At 71.9% G+C, this 20,706-nt stretch carries 17 protein-coding genes and 1 tRNA gene; 9 read left to right on the top strand and 9 right to left on the bottom strand.

Annotated features, from left to right (window positions below):
* Nucleotides 1–326: 326 nt before the first annotated feature.
* The 4 genes from LIP_RS20170 to LIP_RS15785 all read left to right on the top strand — a co-directional run bounded on the left by LIP_RS20170 (nucleotide 327) and on the right by LIP_RS15785 (nucleotide 5,908).
* The gene (locus LIP_RS20170; protein WP_198409581.1) at nucleotides 327–3,293 is read left to right on the top strand and encodes a DEAD/DEAH box helicase; all 2,967 of its coding nucleotides are present in this window, start codon (nucleotides 327–329) and stop codon (nucleotides 3,291–3,293) included.
* On the top strand, nucleotides 3,290–4,255 hold the full coding sequence (locus LIP_RS15795; protein WP_082726445.1) for an SWIM zinc finger family protein: 966 nt from the start codon (nucleotides 3,290–3,292) through the stop codon (nucleotides 4,253–4,255). The genes LIP_RS20170 and LIP_RS15795 overlap by 4 nt, the downstream gene beginning before the upstream one ends.
* Nucleotides 4,256–4,298: 43 nt before the next feature.
* On the top strand, nucleotides 4,299–5,540 hold the full coding sequence (gene pepT / locus LIP_RS15790; protein WP_068140544.1) for a peptidase T: 1,242 nt from the start codon (nucleotides 4,299–4,301) through the stop codon (nucleotides 5,538–5,540).
* A 134-nt stretch (nucleotides 5,541–5,674) separates the two neighbouring features.
* Entirely contained in the window at nucleotides 5,675–5,908 is a 234-nt protein-coding gene (locus LIP_RS15785; protein WP_068140541.1) for an indolepyruvate ferredoxin oxidoreductase subunit alpha, read from the top strand.
* A 106-nt stretch (nucleotides 5,909–6,014) separates the two neighbouring features.
* On the opposite strand, the gene LIP_RS15780 is transcribed toward LIP_RS15785, so the two are convergent.
* The 3 genes from LIP_RS15780 to LIP_RS15770 form a co-directional block, all read right to left on the bottom strand.
* The gene (locus tag LIP_RS15780) at nucleotides 6,015–7,484 is read right to left on the bottom strand and encodes a thiamine pyrophosphate-dependent enzyme (RefSeq protein ID WP_068140538.1); all 1,470 of its coding nucleotides are present in this window, start codon (nucleotides 7,482–7,484) and stop codon (nucleotides 6,015–6,017) included.
* The gene (locus LIP_RS15775) at nucleotides 7,481–8,611 is read right to left on the bottom strand and encodes a hypothetical protein (protein ID WP_068140535.1); all 1,131 of its coding nucleotides are present in this window, start codon (nucleotides 8,609–8,611) and stop codon (nucleotides 7,481–7,483) included. Before LIP_RS15775 ends, LIP_RS15780 begins: the two co-directional genes overlap by 4 nt.
* A gap of 127 nt (nucleotides 8,612–8,738) precedes the next feature.
* Entirely contained in the window at nucleotides 8,739–9,866 is a 1,128-nt protein-coding gene (locus LIP_RS15770) for a YkvI family membrane protein (protein WP_068140531.1), read from the bottom strand.
* 86 nt (nucleotides 9,867–9,952) lie between these two features.
* Between LIP_RS15770 and LIP_RS15765 the strand changes: the two genes are divergently transcribed.
* A tRNA-Sec gene (locus LIP_RS15765) sits at nucleotides 9,953–10,048 on the top strand.
* A 15-nt stretch (nucleotides 10,049–10,063) separates the two neighbouring features.
* On the opposite strand, the gene LIP_RS15760 is transcribed toward LIP_RS15765, so the two are convergent.
* From LIP_RS15760 to LIP_RS15750, 3 genes are all read right to left on the bottom strand, one after another.
* Complete coding sequence (locus LIP_RS15760) at nucleotides 10,064–10,672, bottom strand: hypothetical protein (protein ID WP_068140528.1); 609 nt, start codon at nucleotides 10,670–10,672, stop codon at nucleotides 10,064–10,066.
* 264 nt (nucleotides 10,673–10,936) lie between these two features.
* Nucleotides 10,937–11,632 (bottom strand): hypothetical protein, encoded by a 696-nt coding sequence (locus LIP_RS15755; RefSeq protein ID WP_144440538.1) that lies wholly within the window; start codon nucleotides 11,630–11,632, stop codon nucleotides 10,937–10,939.
* Between the two features lie 169 nt (nucleotides 11,633–11,801).
* Nucleotides 11,802–12,317 carry a hypothetical protein gene (locus LIP_RS15750; RefSeq protein WP_068140523.1) on the bottom strand — a complete coding sequence of 172 codons (516 nt, stop codon included), beginning with the start codon at nucleotides 12,315–12,317 and terminating at the stop codon, nucleotides 11,802–11,804.
* Between the two features lie 206 nt (nucleotides 12,318–12,523).
* On the opposite strand from LIP_RS15750, the gene LIP_RS15745 reads away from it, so the two are divergent.
* Nucleotides 12,524–13,189: a DnaJ family domain-containing protein gene (locus LIP_RS15745; protein ID WP_068140520.1), complete on the top strand. Its 666-nt coding sequence runs from the start codon at nucleotides 12,524–12,526 to the stop codon at nucleotides 13,187–13,189.
* Here the strand turns inward: LIP_RS15745 and LIP_RS15740 are convergent.
* On the bottom strand, nucleotides 13,167–14,579 hold the full coding sequence (locus LIP_RS15740) for an ADP-dependent glucokinase/phosphofructokinase (RefSeq protein WP_068140517.1): 1,413 nt from the start codon (nucleotides 14,577–14,579) through the stop codon (nucleotides 13,167–13,169). The two genes, LIP_RS15745 and LIP_RS15740, sit on opposite strands and share 23 nt — an antisense overlap.
* Nucleotides 14,580–14,828: 249 nt before the next feature.
* Here LIP_RS15740 and gabT point away from each other — a divergent pair, with 249 nt between their 5' ends.
* From gabT to LIP_RS15725, 3 genes are all read left to right on the top strand, one after another.
* Nucleotides 14,829–16,175, top strand: a complete 1,347-nt coding sequence (gene gabT, locus LIP_RS15735) for a 4-aminobutyrate--2-oxoglutarate transaminase (protein WP_068140514.1) — start codon at nucleotides 14,829–14,831, stop codon at nucleotides 16,173–16,175.
* Nucleotides 16,176–16,307: 132 nt separating this feature from the next.
* On the top strand, nucleotides 16,308–17,948 hold the full coding sequence (locus LIP_RS15730) for an amidohydrolase (protein ID WP_068140511.1): 1,641 nt from the start codon (nucleotides 16,308–16,310) through the stop codon (nucleotides 17,946–17,948).
* A 76-nt stretch (nucleotides 17,949–18,024) separates the two neighbouring features.
* On the top strand, nucleotides 18,025–19,260 hold the full coding sequence (locus LIP_RS15725; RefSeq protein ID WP_068140508.1) for a rod shape-determining protein: 1,236 nt from the start codon (nucleotides 18,025–18,027) through the stop codon (nucleotides 19,258–19,260).
* A 77-nt stretch (nucleotides 19,261–19,337) separates the two neighbouring features.
* Here LIP_RS15725 and LIP_RS15720 read toward each other — a convergent pair whose 3' ends face one another.
* Both LIP_RS15720 and LIP_RS15715 read right to left on the bottom strand, forming a co-directional pair.
* Nucleotides 19,338–19,919: a 2-oxoacid:acceptor oxidoreductase family protein gene (locus tag LIP_RS15720; protein WP_198409580.1), complete on the bottom strand. Its 582-nt coding sequence runs from the start codon at nucleotides 19,917–19,919 to the stop codon at nucleotides 19,338–19,340.
* Nucleotides 19,912–20,703 carry a thiamine pyrophosphate-dependent enzyme gene (locus LIP_RS15715; protein WP_068142201.1) on the bottom strand — a complete coding sequence of 264 codons (792 nt, stop codon included), beginning with the start codon at nucleotides 20,701–20,703 and terminating at the stop codon, nucleotides 19,912–19,914. Before LIP_RS15715 ends, LIP_RS15720 begins: the two co-directional genes overlap by 8 nt.
* Nucleotides 20,704–20,706: the final 3 nt, after the last annotated feature.

Here is a 20,706-nt window from a genome sequence, read left to right as displayed (position 1 = left end):
ACTCCGGGGCGTCAATTCCAGGAGGCGGCCTCGCCGGTCCGTGGCGCGGCGAGGAGGCGGGCCGTTTCTGGCGAAAACGTCCGTGATCTGAGGGCCCGTGCCGCGGCCCGGGAAGGCGGGGACTGCAGCAACCGATGATCGTCGTCCATGCGGGCGCCATCCAGGGCCGTCTGGCCCTTTGGGCGGAGCGGTCCCTCGACGGATCGCCCCCTCCTAAGCCCCGGAGGGGCAGGCCCCCTCGGGACCCGCACCCTCTCCCGTACCCTTACGATGCAGGGCGTGAAGGGCTCCAGGCCGCGGTGTCGGCGGCCGCAGCAAGCATCCGTGTGGGAAGCCGGCGCCTCGACGGACTGATCCTGCGCTCCCCGTCCGCGGGCGGCCTGCCCATCCCCTCGAGCTCCCTCATCGGCGAGCCGCCCGCCTCCAGGGCCCCGACCCGCATCCTGCCCTGGCGGGTCACGGCCGTTCTCCTGTCGCCTGGCGAGGCGGTCCGCCTCCTCTTGGCCTGCTCAGGCCAGCGCACCCTTGCCCCGGGCATCGCGGTGGGTGAGGACCTGGCCTTCTGGGCAGCGCTCCTGCGGGTGGCCGGTGACCTGGTGGCGCGGGGCCGGTTCCTGCCGGACCTGGTGGGGGAAGAGGAGACCTTCGCGGCCCGGTGGCAGCCGGTTCTGCAGGGATCCGACCAGGAGCGCCTCCACGCCCTCGCCCGCGCCATGCCGGCGGTGGCCCGGGCCCTCTCCAACTCGCCGGCCGAGGACGCGGTCGGGGAGGTCCTCGCAGGGTTCGTGGACCACCTGGTGCGCTCCGGCCTGCAGGAGCGGGCCGCGGACAGCGCACAGGAAAGGGCCGCGGATGGCGCGGCAGCCAAACGTCGTGCGTCCCGGGCCGAGACGCCCCACGAGCTCTGGCTCCGAGCGCTCCTGGCACCCGACGGCCGGCTGGCGGGCAGCCGGGACGCGCTCGAACCTCTGGCCGCGGAGGTGCGGGAGTGGCGGCGCCCGGTGGAAGAGCTGGCCGGCGCGCCCTTTCGGCTCTGCTTCCGCCTGGAGGAGCCGCCTGCCCCCGAGGAGACCGGCGACGGCGAACCGCCTGCCGCAGCGGAGCCCGAGCAGCCCTGGCGCCTGCGCTACCTCCTCCAGCCCGTGCCCGACCCAAGCCTCCTGGTGCCCATGGAGCAGGTCTGGCCGGCCCGGTCCCGGCAAGCGAGGCTCTTGGCGGCCCATGGTTCGGACCCGCGCCGCTATGCCCTCACGGCCCTGGGGCAGGCGGCCCGGCTCGTGCCGGACGTGGAAGCAGGCCTCAGGCAGCCGCGGCCGGCGGGCTGCGCCCTGGATGCGACCGGCGCTTACCGCTTCCTGACGGAGCATGCCCTCGCGCTGGAGGAGGCTGGGTTCCGGGTGATGCTGCCCGCCTGGTGGACCAGGGGCAGGGCCCGGGCACGGCTGAACCTGCGGGGGAGGGTGTCGGGCGCCGGCTCCGGACGGTCCGCCCGCAACGGGTTCACCCTGGAAAGCCTGGTCCGCTTCGACTGGCAGGCAGCTTTGGGAGACGAGCCCCTCACCCGCGAGGAGTTGGAGCAGCTGGCCCGCCTCAAGGTCCCGCTGGTTCGGCTGCGGGGGCGGTGGGTCCAGGTGGACGGGGCCCAGATCCGCCAGGTGCTCCGGTTCGTCCAGGAGCACTCGGGCGAGCGGCGCCCCGCGCGGGAGGTGCTCCGGGCCGGCCTGGGGGGTGCTGCCGGTCCCGGCGGGGTGCCCGTGGACGGGGTGCAGGCCACCGGATGGATCGGGCGGCTCCTGCACCAGGTCCAGGAGAGGACCGCCCTGGAGGAGCTCGACCCGCCCCGGGGCTTCCAGGGCACCCTCCGCCCTTACCAGATGCGGGGATACGCCTGGCTCCACTTCCTCCGGCGCTGGGGGCTGGGAGCCTGCCTGGCGGACGACATGGGGCTGGGCAAGACGATCCAGACCCTGGCCCTCGTGCAACACGAGCGGGAGGCCGGGGAGACGCGGCCCGTGCTCCTGGTCTGCCCCACCACGGTGCTGGGCAACTGGCAGCGCGAGGCGTCCCGTTTCACGCCCGGCCTGCCGGTGATGGTCCACCACGGACCCGAGCGGCAGCGGGGGGAGGCCTTCGGGGAGGCCGCGGCGGGCAGCGGGCTCGTCCTCACCAGCTACGCGCTGCTGCAGAAGGACCAGGCCCTGCTGAAGACGGTGGAGTGGGCCGGTGTGGTGCTGGACGAAGCTCAGAACGTGAAGAACCCCGAAACCAAGCAGGCCCGGGCGGCTCGCTCCCTCCCGGCCGAGTACCGGGTGGCGCTCACCGGTACGCCCGTGGAGAACCACGTGGGCGACCTCTGGTCCCTCATGGAGTTCCTCAATCCCGGCCTCCTGGGCAGCCAGGCCGACTTCCAGCGCCGGTTCTTCCTCCCCATCCAGACCCGGCAGGATCCTGAGGCGGCCGCACGGCTGAAGCAGCTCACGGGGCCCTTCATCCTTCGGCGGGTGAAGACGGATCGCAGCATCATCGCCGACCTCCCCGAGAAGCTGGAGATGAAGGTCTTCGCCCCGCTCACCCGGGAGCAGGCGACCCTGTACCAGGCGGTGGTGCAGGAGGCCGAGGAGGCCCTGGAGGCTTCGGAGGGCATGAGCCGGCGGGGGCTGGTGCTGGCCACGCTGTCGAAGCTGAAGCAGGTGTGCAACCACCCGGCCCAGTTCCTCCAGGACGGCTCTGCCATCGAGGGCCGGTCGGGCAAGCTGACCCGCCTCGCGGAGATGCTCGAGGAGATCCTGGAAACCGGTGAGCGGTCCCTGATCTTCACCCAGTTCGCCGAGATGGGCCAGATCCTCCGTCGCCACCTCCAGGAGCGGTTCGGCCGGGAGGTGCTCTTCCTCCACGGGGCCGTGCCCAAGCCCCAGCGGGACCGGATGGTGCGGCGGTTCCAGGAGGAGGACGACGGCCCGCCCGTCTTCGTCCTTTCCCTGAAGGCCGGTGGCACCGGGATCAACCTGACCCGGGCGAACCACGTCTTCCACTTCGACCGCTGGTGGAACCCTGCCGTGGAGAGCCAGGCGACGGACCGGGCTTTCCGCATCGGCCAGGAGCGGCGGGTGGAGGTTCACGCCTTCGTCTGCGCCGGCACCCTGGAGGAGAGGATCGATCGGATGATCGAGCAGAAGCGGTGGGTGGCCGGCCAGGTGGTGGGTACGAGCGAGGCATGGCTGACCGAGCTCTCCAACCATGAGCTGAGGGAGCTCTTCGCCCTCCGGGTGGAGGAGGCGGTGCGCGAGACATGAGCGGTAGGCGGTACGACGAGTACGATGGGCCCTGGTACGAGCCCTCGGTTCCCATCCGGGCGGAAGGGGGCATCCGGGCCGGAACCAGGCGGGGAGCCTTCGGCAAGAGCTGGTGGGCCAAGCGCTGGATTGCGGTGCTGGAGCGCTTCCACGAGACCGCCCGGCTCCGCCGGGGCCGCACCTACGCCCGCCAGGGCCAGGTGCTCTCCCTGGAGGTCGCGGCAGGGAGGGTGACCGCCCAGGTGCAGGGCTCGCGCCCCAGGCCCTACGCCGTGGAGATCCGCGTGAAGACCCTCTCCGGGGAAGAGTGGGAGAGGGTGACCCGAGCCCTGGCCCGGCAGGCGCTTTACGCAGCAAAGCTCCTGGCCGGCGAGATGCCGCCTCAGGTGGAGGACGTCTTCGAGAGGGCGAGACTCACCCTCTTCCCTTCCACCCGGCGCGACCTCGCCACCGAGTGCTCGTGCCCCGACGACGCCAACCCGTGCAAGCACATCGCGGCGGTCTACTACCTGCTGGGGGAAGCCTTCGACAGGGATCCTTTCCTCATCTTCACCCTCCGGGGGATGCCCCGGGAGGCGATGCTCGAGGCTCTGGGCCACCGGACCGAACGCGGGACGAGGGCGCCAGGCGCGCGGGCGAAGGGTAGGGCCCCGAAACCAGACGACGATGGCTCTCCGAAGCCGGAGGCATCGCCGGAGTCCCTGCCGGCGGAACCCGTCGCCTTCTGGAAGGGTAGCCCGCTTCCCGACGGCCTTTCGGGCGAGGCAGCCGGCCTTCGGACTCCGTCCGCCCTCCTGGAGCAGGTGGGCCCCTTCCCCTTCTGGAGGGGTCGGGAGGATTTCCTGGAAGCCCTCCGGCCCGCCTATGCTGCGGCCGCTGCGGCCGGGCTCCGGGTGCTTGCGGGTGGGATCGGTGCGCGGGTCCCGCACGACTCGGGAGACAGGCCGGACGGGGACGGTTGATGGCCGACTTCCGAAGACACTCTCCAGGAAAGCAGGCGACACGATGACCCGGAACGAGCTCCTGAGCGAGGGACTGCTGGCCAAGTTCCTCCGATACGTGCAGGTGGAGACCACCTCGGCAGAGGACCCTCAGGACATCCCCAGCACCCCGGGGCAGTGGGAGCTGGCCCGGATCCTGGCCACAGAGCTGGAAACCATGGGCCTGGAGGACGTCCGGGTGGACGAGCACGGGATCGTCACCGCCACCCTTCCGGCCCGGGGGGCGCCAGAGGCGCCGGCGGTAGGCTTCCTGGCTCACATGGACACGAGCCCGGCCGCACCGGGCCGGGGGATCCAACCCATCGTTCACCGGAGCTACCGGGGGGGTGACCTCGTCCTGCCCGCCGGGCCGGTACTGAGCGAAGCCGACCACCCGCTGCTGCGGGAAGTGGTGGGCCATGACCTCGTCACCTCCAGCGGCGACACCCTCCTGGGAGCCGATGACAAGGCAGGCGTCGCGGCCCTCATGGAGGCCCTGTGCCGCTTGCTGAAAGACGAGCGGCACGTGCACGGCCCCATCCGCGTCGCCTTCACCCCCGACGAGGAGAACGGCAAGGGCATCGAGCACTTCGACGTGGCCGGCTTCGGGGCCGTGGCGGCCTACACCCTGGACGGCGGCCGCCTGGGCGAGCTCGAATGGGAGAACTTCAACGCCCTCAACCTCCGGGTGACCCTTCAGGGCCGGTCGGCCCACACGGGGACCGCCCGGGGGGCCATGGTGAACGCCGTGCACCTGGCAGCCCGGCTCATCGAAGGCATTCCCGCCGAGATGCGACCCGAGACGACCCAGGGGCGCGAGGGCTTCCTCCACGTGGACCGCGTCCAGGGTTCGGTGGAGCAGGTGGAGATGGCCTGGCTGCTCCGGGACTTCACCGCGGAGGGCCTGCAGGCCAAGCGGGCCCTTCTGGAGCGGGAGCTGGAGGCGCTCCGGCTGGCCCACCCGGGGGCCGAGGCGACCGTGGCGGAGACGGGGGGCTACCGAAACATGCGGGAGGCCCTGGAGCGCTTCCCCCAGGTGGTGGAGCGGGCCCGGGAGGCCTACCGGGACGCGGGCGTGGAGCCCATCGAGACACCCATCCGCGGCGGCACCGACGGCGCCCGCCTGTCCCAGATGGGCCTGCCGACCCCCAACCTCTTCGCGGGCGGCGTCAACTTCCACTCCCGCACCGAGTGGGTCTCGGTCCAGTGGATGGAGAAGGCCGTGGAAGTGGTCCTGGCCCTGGCGGGGCGATGGGCGAGGCGATAAGCCTGGGCCATGAGCGGTACAGACGCGTCCGCGAATGATTCGAACCCGGGCAGGAGAGAAAGAAGGTGTGCAACCACGGTCGCAGAACCTGGCACCGGGAAGTCGTAGCCTGGTAGGTGGAAGGGGGGTTGGCCATGGCCTTCGTGATCGCGGAGCCATGCATCGACGTCAAGGATGCAGCTTGCGTGGAGGTTTGCCCTGTCGACTGCATTCATGAGGGGGAGGATCAGTACTACATCGACCCCGAGGAGTGCATCGACTGCGGCGCCTGTGAGCCCGAGTGCCCGGTGGAAGCCATCTTCCCCGAGGACGAGGTGCCCGAGGAGTGGCAGTCCTTCGTCGAGAAGAACGCCAACTTCTTCAAGTGAGGGACGACCAAAGGGGACGGGTGGGCCGCTGACCTCCACCCCCCACCTGGCCGGGCGTCTTCCCCCGCCGCACGCGGCGGAACCGGAAGACGCCCATTCTATCGGATCAGGGATCCAGGAGCCCAGGCCCGGCGGCCAGCGCTTCCTGGGCCTCCTCGGCCCGCTCCTGGGGCTTCAGGGCCCGGGCCACCGCCTCGAGGGCCTCCATGGGCACCAGGGGGTGCTCGTGCACCAGCGCGGCCAGGGCGGCCAGCCCCACCTGGCGGCGGGCGCGGCCCCGCATGCGGCCCACCTGCAGCGGGCGCCGGTGCCCCGTAACCTCCGGCGGCACCCGATCGAGCAGCCCCGGCTCGCCATAGACCCACAGGTCACCGGCCCCCTCCATCCAGGCCCAGGGACGCTGGCGGAGCGCCTCCGGCGCCAGGAGCAGCAGGTAGACCGCGGACCGGGACGAAACGGGAGGGCCTTCCACGGGCGGTCCTGCCGCGAGGGGCTCTCCGTCTGTCGCCTGGGCGGGCGCGGGGTCGGGCCGCAGCTCCACCGCCGAGATGGAGTGCCCCGACTGGACCGTCACGGGGTAGTCATCCTCCTGGCGCGCCCACAGGCCGCTGGCCGTGGCCGCTTCGGCCAGGAGCGCGGCGCTGGACCGGATCCTCTGCCCGGCCGCCCCCGCAACCACCACCACCGCAGGGCCCGCCTCCACCGAACGGAAAGACGGTTCGGCCGCGCGTCCCGTCAGGCCCAGGTGGCGGACATCGCTGCGGGGTCCGTCGCCCCGGCGGGTCGCGACGGCGGTCGCTGCTGCAGGCGGAGGGCCCTGCGCGGTCGCACCTCCGGGTCCGGCCGGCCTGGGCTCAGGAACGGACGGACCCATCCGGCCCGAGGCCATCCCCAGGGCTTCCATGCGGGCGCCCAGAGCGCGGGCGTCTACCCGGTTCGTCCGGGCGAAGTAGGCCGTGCAAAGCTCCCACACGTCCACCAGGGCGAACCCGGGGTGCCGGAGCGCATCGGCCAGGATCGGCACCAGCTCCGGATCGTACGCGGTCGTGCGCGCGGCGAAGCGGGCGCCGTTGGCGAGCACGGTGGCGCAGAGGTCCATGGGGTGCTCGCGGGAGCCGGCGGGGGTGGTGGCGGTGAGGCTGCCGGGCGGCGTGGTCGGCGAGTGTTGGCCGCCCGTCATGCCGAAGTTGAAGTTGTCGAAGACGAGCAGGGTCAGGTCCACGTCGCGGCGGGCGGCATGGAGGATGTGGTTCCCCCCGATGCCGGCGCCGCCGTCGCCCATGAGCACCACCACCAGGAGCCCAGGGTCCGCGAGCTTGAGCCCGGTCGCGTAGGTGAGCGCCCGCCCGTGGAGCCCGTGGAAGGTGTGAGTGGCCAGGTAGGGGTCGGCGAGCCCCACGCAGCCGATGTCGGTCACCACCGCGACCCGGGTGGGGTCGGGGCCGAGGGCCTTCAGGGCGCCGTCCAGGGCTTCCAGGATCCGGCCATGGCCGCAGCCGGGGCAGAAGGGGAAGGGGAGGCGGCTGCGCTCCAGGTAGGTCTCGGGCGCGACGGGGGCGCCTGCCTGCAGGCTCATGCGTTCACCCCCGCGGCTTGCAGGATCTGCTCGGGCATGAGGGGCCGCCCGTCCACGCGGTTGAGCCCTTCCACCGCCACCCCTGCCGGCGCGAGAGGCTCCAGCTCCCGCCGCATCAGCCCCAGGTTGAGCTCGGCCACCACCACCCGCCGGACCTGGGCCATGGCCCGAGAAAGCGGCCCGACCGCCAGGGGCCACAAGGTGAGGAGGGTCGCCCAGGCCAGCGGCCGCCCGGATCGGCGGGCGCGCCGGGCGGCCTCCTCCACCGCCCGGCCCGTGGAGCCGTAGCCCACCACGAGGGTGTCGGCGCCCTGCGGAACCTCCAGGCGAAGACGGGCCAGAGCCCTCTCCCGGGCGGCCACCTTGGCGTGGAGGTGTCGGTTCAGGGCGTCGACCGCGGCCGGCAGCTTGGTGAGGATGCCCGCCGGGTCGTGGGTGGAGGTGTTGACACGCACCTGCCAGGGTCCGCCCACCGGGGCGAAGGCGGGCACCTCCTCGGGCCGGTCGAAGCGGTAGGGCTGGTAGGGCTCGGCGCCGGAAGCGGCGAGGCGGCGCGAGCGGGGTTCGACCGCCACGTAGGCCGAGGCGTCCACCGTCTCCCGGCCCAGCACCACGTCCTTGTCCACCAGGAGGAAGACGGGCATCCGCAGGTCCTCGGCCAGGTTGAAGGCCTCCTGGGTGAGCTCGTAGCAGTCGGGGACCGAGGCCGGGACGAGGACCGCCACCGGCACCCCGCCCGAAGTTCCCCAGCGGAGGAACTGCACGTCGCCCTGGGCGGGCGTGGTGGCCCCGCCGGTGGCCGGGCCGAGCCGCTCGCAGTCCACGATGACCAGCGGCACCTCGGCCATGATGGCGAGCCCGATCTGCTCGCTCATGAGGCTGATGCCCGGGCCGCTGGTGGCGGTCATCGCCTTGCGGCCGGCCATGGATGCCCCGATGCAGAAGCCCAGGGAGGCGATCTCGTCCTCTCCCTCCACGGCCACCCCGCCGCGGGCGGCGAGCTCCCGGACCATCCCCACGAAGACCGGCGTGGCCGGCGTGATGGGGTAGCCGGCGAAAAAGGAGCACCCCGCGTCGACGGCGCCCCGCACGATGGCCGTCGCGCCGTCCACCAGCTCCCTCGGCACGACCTCACCTCCCGGGGCGCCCGGTCCCGCGCCTGCCGCGGGTGCGGCCGGCAGCACAGCGTCGGCGGGCCTGTCGCCCCAAGGAGCCTTCGACCTGGACCCGCCCGGGACCTTGCCCTTTCCGTCTTCAGGATGCAGCGCGGCCGTTCCGGCCCAGGAGGCGACGGATCAAGGTCACGAGCAGGACGGTCCCTGCGATCCCCATCACGGAGTAGAGGTTCCGCACCAGGGTGGAGAAGCCCAGCTGCGCCACCGCCCAGGCGATCAGGGCTGTCCCCAGGGTAGCGAGGGTCCACCCTCGGCCGGACGCTTTAGGGGGGCGGGGTTCGGCCCTGTGCCCGCGCTCGCGGGTACGGCCGGGCGAGCGCAGGCGGGCGACCACCCCGAACAGGTTGCCCACCGCCGTGGTGTAGACCTCCGCCAGCAGCACCAGCGCGTAGACCGTGCCAAGGGCTGGGGCCAAGCGCCGGGCGGCCGCCAGCATGGGGACCTCCGTCTCCTCCAGGAGCCCGGGCCCCAGGGTGAAGAGGGTGAGGTGGATGGCCGCGGCCGCGACCCCCAGCACCAGAGCGCCCATCGCCGCCCCCGGCAGGAGGGACCGGCTCGGGCTCACCCGGCCCAGGGGGCCCAGGATGGAGAGGGAGAGCACCAGGTTGTACGACGCATACGCCAGCGCGGCCAGGGGCCAGACAGGGAAGAAAGCCCGCCCGGGCGCCGCCCACGAGAGGAGGAGCGGGCGGGAGCCCAGGCTGCCCAGACAGACCAGGAGCACGGCGCCCACCAGGAACGGGACCACCGCCGAGATGGCCCGCACCACCCCCTCGATGCCGAAGAGGACCGTCCCGGCCGCGCCCGCCACCAGCAGGGTGGATCCCAGGGCGGCCGGCAGCCCCAGCTGCTCGCGTGCCACGGCCCCCGCCCCTGCTGCCATGGCTGCCAGACCGCCGAAGAGGAAGAGGGTGATGAGCCCATCCAGCGCGGTCGCGAGCCCAGGCGACCCCAAGGCGTCGAGGACGTCCCGGTGCGACCGGGCCCGAGCCTCGTTCCCCACCTGCAGGATCAGGTAGCCGAAGAGGCCCAGCAGGGCCCCTGCCAGGAGGATGCCCCAGACCGCTCCCATGCCGTACAGGGCGAAGAACTGGAGGACTTCCTGACCCGAGGCGAAGCCGGCCCCCACCACCGTACCCACGTAGGTGGCCGCCACCCGAGCGGCGGCTCGGAGCTGCTGCGCCGTGTCCGTCGTGACGATGGCCATGCTACAAGGATACGCTACGGGGCTTCTTGACTTTCGGCGCCCTCTGCCGCATCATGGGAGCCGACGCCCCGGCCCAGGGGCAGCGTGGGAGCAGGCGTCCGTCTGGTGACGGCCACGGTCTTCAAAACCGTCGGCGGGTGCGATCCACCCGCGGTGGGTTCGATTCCCATCTGCTCCCGCCATGCGCGAACCTCCCGCTAGAACCCGCCGAAGACCAATCCCAGCCGGAAGCCCGGCCTCTGGATCGCGCCCAGGTCGCCCAGTGGGGTGTCCTCGGACCCCAGCGGGATGGGGAAGGAGTAGGTCGCCCCCAGCTGCAGCGTTCCCAGGCTTCCCAGGGAGATCTCCGCGGTCGCCTCGGGGCGGAAGAGGATGAAGGGCAGCCTCTGCGCCTCTGACCCGGCCGGCTGGAGGGTGGCGGCCCCCAGGCCGAAGAGGGCGCCGAAGCTGGTGCGGGGCGAGGGCAGGGGAAGGGCGCCGTAGGCGCCGGGCAGGTACGCGAAGCTGAGGCCGCCGTAGCTGAGGCCGAAGGTTGCTCCGTCGGAGGCGCCTACCTGCCCTGCGGCGCCGCTCCCGCCCACGCGCCAGGCCTGGTAGCGACCAAAGCCGCCGCCGCCCTGGAGCAGGAGCATCTCCGGCAGGCCGGGAGCCCCAGAAAGCTCCTCCGGGTCCAGGAGGAGCACGTCCAGCGTGGGGCCGCCCCCACCGGCCAGAAGAGGGCCGCCGTCCTGGGCCCGGACGGGAATCGCAGTGACCACGAGGGTGGCGGCCAGCCAAAGAGAGAGCGCGAGCAGTTCGTGGGCCAAGTGCGGGCGCCTCGCGGCCCTTTGGGCGGATGCAGGAGAAAAGGTCATGGCACGGATGCCTCCTTGCTCAAGACGGGAAAAGGCGTGGACTCCGGCACGGTCCGGGGAAGGGAGCCCCGCCGCCGGCGCGCCCGCCCGGGTGCTCATGTCTTAGGTATCGGACGCTGGCTTCCTTCCGGTGAGGGGTCCCTTACGCCGGAAGGTGTGGAGCGCTGTGCCGGGGAGTGGGCCCGGCGCGCCGTGGGCCGCCCGGGGGCGTTTGGCTCATCGCTGGGCCTGGTCCTCCCCGTCAAGCCAGCGAAAGCCGTGGTAGCGCAAGGTGAGGGAGAGCCCCCAGGGGGAGACGCGCACCTGCTGGTTCTGCACCACCTGGTGGCCGAGCTCGAGGCCGTACTCGAGGGTGGAGTCGACGGTGCCCCACCAGTAGCTCAGGGTGAGCCGCCTCAACTCTCCCGTCTCGAGGGAGATCCAAACGGAGCCCTTGCGGGCCCCCGAGGCCCCCTTCCGGAGCGTCCCCTGGAAGACCGCCTGGGGCTCCTCCTCCAGCAGCTCCACGCCTGCGAAGGAGAAGTCGAAGTCGGCCAGGAAGGTGCGGGCGTCGCTCAACACCGCCTCGATCTCCCGGGGAACGAAGGGGGGAGCCTCTTCCACGTTCACCACGGCTTTGGCCCCCCGCTGCTCCACTTCGGCCAGGAAAGGGGCGTCAAGGCCGGCCATGGCCACGGTCCCCTCCACCCGGAAGCGCACCCGCCCCTGATCCAAGGGCCTGCGCGCGATGAGGGTGTCGAGCAGATCCAGGGCCTGGTCCTGGCTGAGAACGACCTTTCCGGGCTCTTCGGTCCCGGCTGCGGACGCGGCCCAGGGCCCGGCGGCCAGGAGGAGCACGGCCGCCGCGAGGAAAAGCCGTCTCCAGGGCTTGCCCCGATAGGGAGACGCCCGGTACCGACAACCCCGGTCCACGCTGTCACCCCCGTACCCGGCGTCCCGCAAGGACGGCGCGACGAACCGCCTGCGAGGACCCCACGTCCATTCTATAGCATGGCATCGAAAAGATACGGTTACGGCCGGGTAAACTCCGTTCTGATCCGCACTGTCGGGACAGGCATTCCGGCCGGTGATCTCCGGCCCGTCATCCGCACGAGCGCTGGAGCCGGGCCTGCCGGGCCGAGGGCTCCAGGAAGCCGTCGGGGAACGCGACGCCCTCCCCTGCCCGGAGCGCGGCGCCGACCTGAGCCGCCACGGGCTCTTCGATCATCTGGAGGTAGGCCTCCAGGGATACCGGAATGCCAAGCGCCTCCAGGATCCGAAAACCCCGGATGAAGGCCGAGCGCTCGATCTCCTCCGGAACCTGGGACCAGTGGAGGGTCCGGATGACCTCCCGGTAGTGCGGCTTCTCGTCGAAGTCGAGCACGTGGCCCAGCTCGTGGGCGAGGATGACCACCAGGAAGGAAAGAGACTCGTTCTCCAGGTCCGGCTCCCAGACGTACAGGGTGCGTTCGTCCGGGCGGTAGAGCCACTGCCCGGCGACGTCGCTGGCCTCCAGGTTCACCTCGAGCCGGCAGGCGGCCTGAAGGAGGCCCTGGAGGTGGGCGTTCTGCGGAAAACGCGCCGCCGGGGATCCCGGCGGCTGCGAGGGACGGGTCACGGGGTTGCTCCTCCTCTGGAATTGCAGAGAGAGGTTCGGGCCGGCGGCTGCGTGCTCCTGCCCGTGGGCTCTGTCAATGCCTGCGCCGGGGCCCATTTCCTGAGAGTCGCTCCCGAGAAGGGCCCGACCCGGTGTGTGATGAAGACCCACCCTGCACGGGAAACCGATCGATCCATCGGATGCCGGAGCGGGGAGGGGGGTAGCCCGTGGCCACGGCCAGGCCGGGGCATCGCGACGAGCCCTGGGAAGACGACGGCGTGACCTGGGTGGAGCTGGTGGCCGAGGCGCGCATCCAGGAGGCCATGGAGCGCGGCGAGTTCGACGACCTGCCCCCGAAAGGCCGCCCCCTGGAGATGGAGGAGTTCCCCTTCGTCCCTCCCCACCTGCGCATGCCCTACAAGCTACTGCACGACGCCGGGTTCGCCCCCGACTGGATCGAGCTGGACAAGGAGATCCGCGAGCTCAAGGAACGCTTCGCTCAGCTCACGACCACGCACGGAAAGTGGCTGGAACGGGAGTGGGAGGCCTGGAGCCGGATGCAGGCGTCAGCTAGCCCGGAGGCCGGCCGGGCGGCGCGCGCCCGGCGAGGGGTGGTCCGCGAGGCCCATGCGGAAGCCCTGGCCGAGGCCCATCGCCTGCTGGAGCAGCTCAACGCCACCGTGGACCGCTTCAATCGCGTCGTCCCCCACATCCTGTGGCAGAAGGGGCGCTGGCCCGCCCGCGAGCGCCTGGACGCCTTCGTGCAGGCGTGCGAGAGGGCCTTCCCGGGCCTCGGTGGCCTCAAGGAGCCAGGGCCGCGGCCGGACCCGGACCGGCCCGCCCGCCCTCCCGGAAGCGCTCGGTGGCGCTCTAGTAGGGTTGCCAGAGGCTGAAGGGGACGGCAGAGATCAGGTCCCCCAGGCCCACCGTCCAGACGGGCCGCTCCACCCAGCGGGTGGGGATCGCCACGGCGGTCAGCGATCCCCAGCGGAGCCCTTCGGGTCCGGAAGGATCGCCAAGCGCCCCGGGCAGGGAGCGGAGGCCCTCCACCGCCTCCACACCCGCGGGGGCCAGGGGGGTGGCCAGGTGCGACGGCAGGTCGCCGGGCGTGGCCCGGCCCCTGGCCGAGCGGGCGGCGGCCGCGAGGGCTGTGTAGGCCAGGGCGAGCCGCTCCTGGGCCGTGTGCACGGCGGAGCGGCTGGTGGTAAGGTACAGGCCGGGAACGTGAAGCTGAATGCGCCTGAGGCCGGTCTCTTCGTGGAGGAGCCGGAGCGTCTCCAGCACCTGGCGGGGTCCCATGGAGGCCGCCCACTCGGGGTGCCCCAGGTCTCGGGCCATCACCGCCATCTCTGCCTCGTTCAGACCCAGGCTGTCCACCTTCGGGAGCAGGTGGCGCAGGAGGTAGGTGCGGATCTCGGGTGAGGCGATGGACGCCCACTCGTAGTGGACCCGGATCCGAGGGGCGGCCCGGCGCACCCGGCCCAGAGCGTCCACCAGCGGCTGGGCCCAGGTCTCGAACCGGGTACCGTCGGGGTAGCGTTCCGAGAGCAGTTGAAAGCCCGAGAGCACCAGGTGACTAAACTCCCCGGCCACCGGCGCCAGGGCCTCGAGCCACGCCGTGCCCTCCGCCAGCCTGTGGTTGCCGGGGTTCCAGGCGGCGATGAACCGGTTGGCGCGGGCGGCGGAGAGGGTGCCGGAAGGAAGGTGCACCTCCAGGCCCGACGGATACTCGAAGATCCAGTGGAGTGCGCCGTCCTCCGCGGGAACAGGGGCCCGGGTGACGGGCACGGAACCCTGCCCGTCCACCAGCACCTGGATGCGTGGAGCCTGGGCCAAGAGCCTGACCAGGAGGGGGTGGAGCGGCGGTGCGAAGACCAGCACCCGGGGCAGGCCCAGGTCGGCCAGGGCCAGGGCCATGTTCCCCGAGTTGCCGCCCACGGTGGGACGGTCGACGGGCAACGTCGCCGACAGCCAGCGGAAGGTGGCAGGGTCCGTGATCACCCTTTCCAGGGCGGTGCTGTGCGCCAGGGACCAGGAGAGCGCGGCCACCACGTCTGAAGGGGAGCGCAGCTCGTCGGGCGGGCTCAGCGTACCCGATGAAGCGGCTTCCGCGAGATCAGGGTTTCCGGCCAGCAGGGGGTCGAGCTCCCCCGGTCGGGCCTGGTGGAGACCGTCCACCACCGTGTGGAAACCCACGGCCACCCCCCGACCCCGGGCCAACATGTCGGGTACCGATTCCAGAGCCTCTTGGTAGAGGCGGTCCCACGACTCGAGCGTCCCCATTGCACCGGTCTCCCCGTTCCAGCGCGTGGCGTGAGGGCGCGGCAGCCGGCCGCCACCCGGGGCCAGGGGTTCGCTCCATCCTCTCCCGGTTCCTGCCGGCGGGCCGCACGGACGCCTGGATACCCTATCCATGGGCTCTGACGGGGAAGGAGACGCTCGAACCCGAGACGAAGGCGTAGGAGGAAGAGCTGCGCCGCGCACCGGCGCGTTCTGAGGCAGACGCAGCTCACCACGAGGGAGGTCGAGCAGGTGGGCAAGGCCATCCGGCAGGTCACGGAGATCCCGGGCCCGCGCTCGCGCGCTCTGCTCGCGCGCAAGGACCGGGCCGTTGCGGCGGCGTTCCAGATCCTCACCGGCATCGCCATCGACCGGGCAGAGGGCAGCCGCGTGGTGGACGTGGACGGCAACACGTACCTGGACCTCACAGGGGGCCTGGGGGTGTTGAACGCGGGGCACCGGCATCCCCGGGTGATGGAGCGGGTCCAGCGCCAGTTGGAGCGTTTTGTACACACCGACTTCAGCGTGGTCATGTACGAATCGTGGATCGAGCTGGCCGAGCGCCTGGCCCCCCGGGTTCCGGGGCCAGGGCCGAAGAAGGCGGCGTTCTTCAACTCGGGGGCGGAGGCGGTGGAGAACGTCGTCAAGATCGCGAAGGCGTACACGGGCCGCAGGGCGGTCATCGCCTTCGAAGGGGCCTTCCACGGGCGGACCCTCATGGCCATGAGTCTCACCAGCAAGACCCATCCCTACAAGGCAGGTTTCGGGCCCTTCGCCCCCGAGGTCTATCGGGTGCCCTACGCGTACTGCTACCGCTGCCCCCTGGGGAAGAGCTACCCCGAGTGCGGCGTGGCGTGCGCCGGTGAGCTTGAGAAGGCGTTCGTGACCCAGGTGGCCGCGGAAGAGGTCGCCTGCGTGGTGGTGGAGGCGGTGCAGGGCGAAGGGGGCTTCGTGGTCCCGCCGGCTGAGTTCCTCCAGAGGATCCAGGCCATCTGCCGGGACCATGGCATCCTCCTGGTGGTGGACGAGGTTCAGACGGGCTTCGGACGAACGGGCACCTTCTTCGCCTCGGAGCGCTTCGGCCTCGAGCCCGATCTGATCACCGTGGCCAAGTCCATCGCGGACGGCTGGCCCCTGAGCGGGGTGATCGGGAGGGCGGAGGTGATGGACGCCCCGGGTGACGGCCGCATCGGCGGGACCTACGTGGGGAACCCGGTGGCCTGCGAGGCGGCCCTGGGCGTGCTGGACGTCTTCGATCACGAGGACCTGCTGGGCAAGGCCCGGACCCTTGGCGACCACCTGCTCCGGCGCCTGGAGGGCATGCAGGAGCGGCACCCGCTGGTCGGCGACGTGCGGGGCGCAGGGCCCATGGCAGCCATGGAGCTGGTGCGCGACCGGATGTCCAAGGAGCCCGCCGCCCAGGAGACCAACCGGCTGCTGCAGGAGGCGCTGCAACGGGGGGTGCTCCTGGTGAAGGCGGGCGTGCACGGGAACGTGGTCCGGTTCCTGAACAGCCTCGCCATGAGCGTGGAGGAGCTGGACGAGGCGCTCGACGCCGTCGACGGAGCGCTGGCGGCCGTCGAGGCCCACCAGCGCTAAGGCAGGTGCGGGGCGGGGCTCCCCCCGCCCCGCACCCCTATTCCCTCTCGGTGAATGCACCTCGCGCACACCGTTTTGGCAGGAACGGCTCGCGAGGGGCGGGAACTCTTCCCAGCAGGAGGCGCGGACGCGGTGCAGGAGACGCTCATCGTCAACGCCAGGGTGCATACCATGAGTCCCCGGGGGACGCTCCGGGGGGCCGCCGTCGCGTTGCGGGACGGCCGGGTACTGGGTGTGGGGGACGAGCTCTCGGTCCGGAGCCTCCTGGGGCGCTCGGTGCTTCGGGTGGACGCGCAGGGCGGCTCGGTCATCCCCGGCTTCACCGACTGTCACATCCACTTCACCGCCTTTGCCCAGCGGACGGAGCAGGTGACCCTGGAAGGTGCCGGGGGTCTTGCGGAGGTGCTGGAGCGGGTCCGGGCCAAGGCGGCCGATCTGGCTCCGGGCGAGTGGGTGGTGGGCGGCGGGTACGACCGGAACCTCTGGCCGGCGTCCGATCGCCCCACCGCGCAGGCCCTGGACCAGGCGGTGCCCGATCGGCCCGTGGCCCTGGCCAGCAAGGACGGTCACCAGGTGTGGGTCAATACCCTGGCCCTGGAGCGGGCAGGATTCCTTTCCGGCCTCCCCGATCCTGCCGGTGGGGTGGTGGAGCGAGACGAAGCGGGCCGCCCCACGGGCGTGCTGAAGGAACGGGCAGCGGACCGGATCTGGCAGGTCGTTCAGGATCCGGACCTTCCCACCCTCAGGCGGATGGCGGCAAGGGCCCAGCAGCGCCTGCACGCGCTGGGCGTCACCGGCATCCACGTGCCCGAAGGGCCCACCGCCTTCCGCCTCTTCCAGGAGATGGCGACCTCGGGCGACCTCGCCCTGCGGGTCTGCATGATGCTCCCCGCAGATCGCCTGCAGGCTGCCGCCGATCTGGGGATCGAGGGCGGCTTCGGAAGCAGCCTGCTGCGGGTGGGCCCCGTCAAAATCTTCGCCGATGGCTCTCTGGGCTCGCAGACCGCTGCCTTGCTGGATCCGTACCAGGGACGCGAGGCCGACGGTTACCGAGGTGTGGTGGTCACCGAGGCGGACGAGCTGGAGGACCTGGTGGCCCGCGCCACCCAGGCGGGGCTTGCCGCGGCCATCCACGCCATCGGCGACCGGGCGAACCGGATGGCCCTGGACGCGCTGGAGCCCTGGCTCTTCCACAGCCGCCGGCGCGGGCTCCGTCACCGCATCGAGCACGCGCAGCTGGTGGACCCGCGGGATCGACCCCGGTTCGGCCAGCTCGGCGTGATCGCCTCCATGCAACCCGTCCACGGCCCCCAGGACCGCACGCTGGTGACGCGCCACTGGGGCGCGGAAAGGGCCGGCCATGCGTATGCCTGGCGCTCGCTGCGGGAGGCGGGCGCCCGCCTCGCCTTCGGCTCCGATGCGCCCGTGGAGAGCCCCGACCCGCTTCTGGGCCTGCACGCCGCGATGACGCGCCGCCTGCCCGGGGAAGCCTGGGAGCCGGAAGAAGACGAGAGGAGCCGGGAGCGGCTCACCCTGCAGGAGGCGCTGGAGGCCTACACGCTCGGGGCTGCCTTCGCGTCGGGAGAGGAAGCGGCCAAGGGCAGCATCGAGCCCGGGAAGCTGGCGGACGTGGTGATCCTCAGCCACGACCTGGCGCAGCTGCCGCTGGAGGCGTGGGAGGAGCTGCACGTGCGGGGGACCTTCTGGGACGGGCGGGTGGTCTACCGGTCTCAGGACCTCCCTGTAGAGATGGACGTACGGGTCGGCTCCTGACGGGCCCATCCTGCGGGGGCTCGTTTGAACGATCAACCCGGGGCGGCCGCCCCGGGCGCCCAAGAGGTGGCGTTGCATGGGACGAGGCTCACGTTGGTGGCGAAGGGACTTCTTCCTTGATCTGGGCACGACGACGACGCTCTTCGCCGCTGCCGGCGCGACCGCCTTCCGTTCGGAGGCCAGCCTCCTCATCCTGCGGCGCGGCCTGAAGGAACCCTATGCCGCCGGGGATCAGGTCCGGCAGCTCGTCGGCCGGCTTCCGCCCAGCTACCGGCTGGCTCGTCCCTACCGCGAAGGGCGGCTGGAGAACCCCGAGCTGCTGGAGCAGCTCCTGGCCGCCATCACCCGGGAGACCCTGCAGGTGGGGTGGCGCCGCCGGCACGTCTGGGTGAGCGTCCCCATGGCCAGCACTTCCAGCGAGCGCCAGGTGGCGGTCCGGGTCCTGCGGGGCCTTGGGGCGGCCCGGGTCCACCTGACCGCCGAACCTTACGTCCTCGCGCTGGGGTCCGGTGCCCTGGACCAGGACGGCCGGGTGGCGGCGGTGGTCAACGTGGGGGGAGAGGCCACCGAGCTGGCCATCCTTTCCCGTGAGGCGGTGGTGGCGGCGCAGGTGATCCCGGTGGGGGGCCGGGCTCTGGACGAAGCGGTACGCGAGTGGGCCCTGACCCGGGCAGGGGTCGAGGTGAGCCCGCTCATGGCCGAGGAGGCCAAGCTCAGGCTAGGCAGCCTTCGGCCTGAGGCGGCTGGCGAGGAGGACCCCATCCCTGTGGCGGGCAAGAACCTGAAGACGGGCCTTCCCTCCAGGATCCAGGTGGAGCCCGCGCTCCTGCGCTCCCAGATGGCGGATCAGGTGCGGCTCATTGCGGCGGCGATGCAGCGCCTGCTGGAAGGGTGCAGCGCAGAGGTCTCGGGCGACCTCCTGGAACGAGGGATCGTCCTGACGGGTGGGGGCTCCCGGATGGAGGGCTTCGAGAAGGTGCTGGAGGAGGAGCTGAAGCTCGCCGTCCACAAGGAGCCCGAGCCCGAGGCTTACCTCCTGGAGGGGTTCCACCGCTGGCTCTCCAACCCAGGGCTGATTCCCGCGGAAGGCGTGCATCGTCCCGCCCGGGAGAAGGAGAAGGCAGTCTTCCCGGGCATCCCCCAGCGCGAGGGGCCGTGGTACGCAGGTTCAACGCCCGACCTGGACGCGCCGCTGCCCGAGAGGCTCACCGAAGACCTGGGAGAAGTGGCGGTCGCGCGCGCTCCCGAGGCAAAGGCGGTGGCGCCCCCCAGGCTGCCGCGCGGCACGGGGGGAACCTCCCACACGGGCTGACCTGCCGCCGGCCCCGGAAGCAGGCCGGCGGGCCGAAGCCCGCCGGCACCGAACCAGGGTCGAGCACCGGGCCTGGCTCAGGCACCCTGGGGCACCAGGGCCGCCGCGGCCTCCATACCTTTCCGGATCGCCTCCAGATCCAGCGGGATCTTGTCGGCGTGACGCTTGCTGATCACCACGGGGAGCGCCGCCTCCAGGCTCTCGAAAGAGACCGCCCCGGCAGAGGCGACCATCGCGCCCAGCATCACCATGTTCGCCGCCTCGGGGGCACCCATCTCGAGGGCCATGCGGGTGGCGGGAAGCTCCACCCGCCGGACATCGGTGCGGGTCGCGGGCGGTACCAGCGAGCTGTTGGCGATGAGGTAGCCGCCCGCCCGCAGGGCCGGTTCGAAGCGCTCCAGGGAGGGCTTGTTGAAGAGAAGCAGGATGTCGGGGTGGGTCACCAGCGGCGACGCGACCGGCTCATCCGAGAGCACCACGTGGCAGTGGGCCGTCCCACCCCGCATCTCCGGGCCGTAGGAAGGCAGCCAACTCACCTCGCGACCCTCCTGCAGCCCGGCCTGGGCCAGAATCAGGCCCGCGGTGAGGATGCCCTGGCCCCCGAAGCCGGCCACGAGAATCTCCGAGTGGCGCGTCCCCGCACGGTCCATGTCAGGCATGGTCGGAGCCTCCCTTCCCGTGCCGCCCGTCGCTGGCACCTCGCGAGGGCGGTGCCGGTACCAGCTCACCCACGGGGTAGACGGGTACGACCGCCTGCTCGATGTGCTCCAGCGCCTGCCGGGGTGTCATGTTCCACCCCACGGGGCAGCTGGAGAGGAGCTCCACCATCGCAAAGCCCGCGTCGTTCAGCTGGGCCTCGAAGGCCCGCTGGACCATCCGCCGGGCCCGGCCGATCTCGCGGCTCGAGTGGAGCGAGCCCCGGGCCAGGTACGCCACCCCAGGCTGCTGGGCCAGCATCTCGGTGATGCGGATCGGGTTGCCCTGCAGTTGGGGATCGCGGCCCCTCGGCGAGGTGGTGGTCACCTGGCCCGCCAGCGAGGTGGGGGCCATCTGCCCGCCGGTCATCCCATAGATGCCGTTGTTGATGAAGATCACCGTGATCCGCTCGCCGCGGGCGGCCGCGTGGATGATCTCCGCGGTGCCGATGGAGGCGAGGTCGCCGTCGCCCTGGTAGGTGAAGACCACCCGGTCCGGCAGGACCCGCTTGATCCCCGTGGCCACCGCCGGCGCCCGGCCGTGGGCGGCCTGCTGGAAGTCGCATCGGAGGTAGTTGTAGGCGAAGACCGAGCAGCCCACCGAGGCCACCCCGATGGTCCGGTCGACGATGCCCAGCTCGTCCATCACCTCCGCCACCAGCCGGTGGGCGATGCCGTGGGTACAGCCCGGGCAGTAGTGGGTGTGGGCGTCGGAGAGCGCCCGGGGGCGGTGGTAGATCACCCGCACACC

The sequence above is a fragment of the Limnochorda pilosa genome, from assembly GCF_001544015.1.
GTDB lineage: Bacteria > Bacillota > Limnochordia > Limnochordales > Limnochordaceae > Limnochorda > Limnochorda pilosa.
Note: the sequence above shows the minus strand (reverse complement) of the source record. Positions and strands in the feature narration are given on the sequence as shown.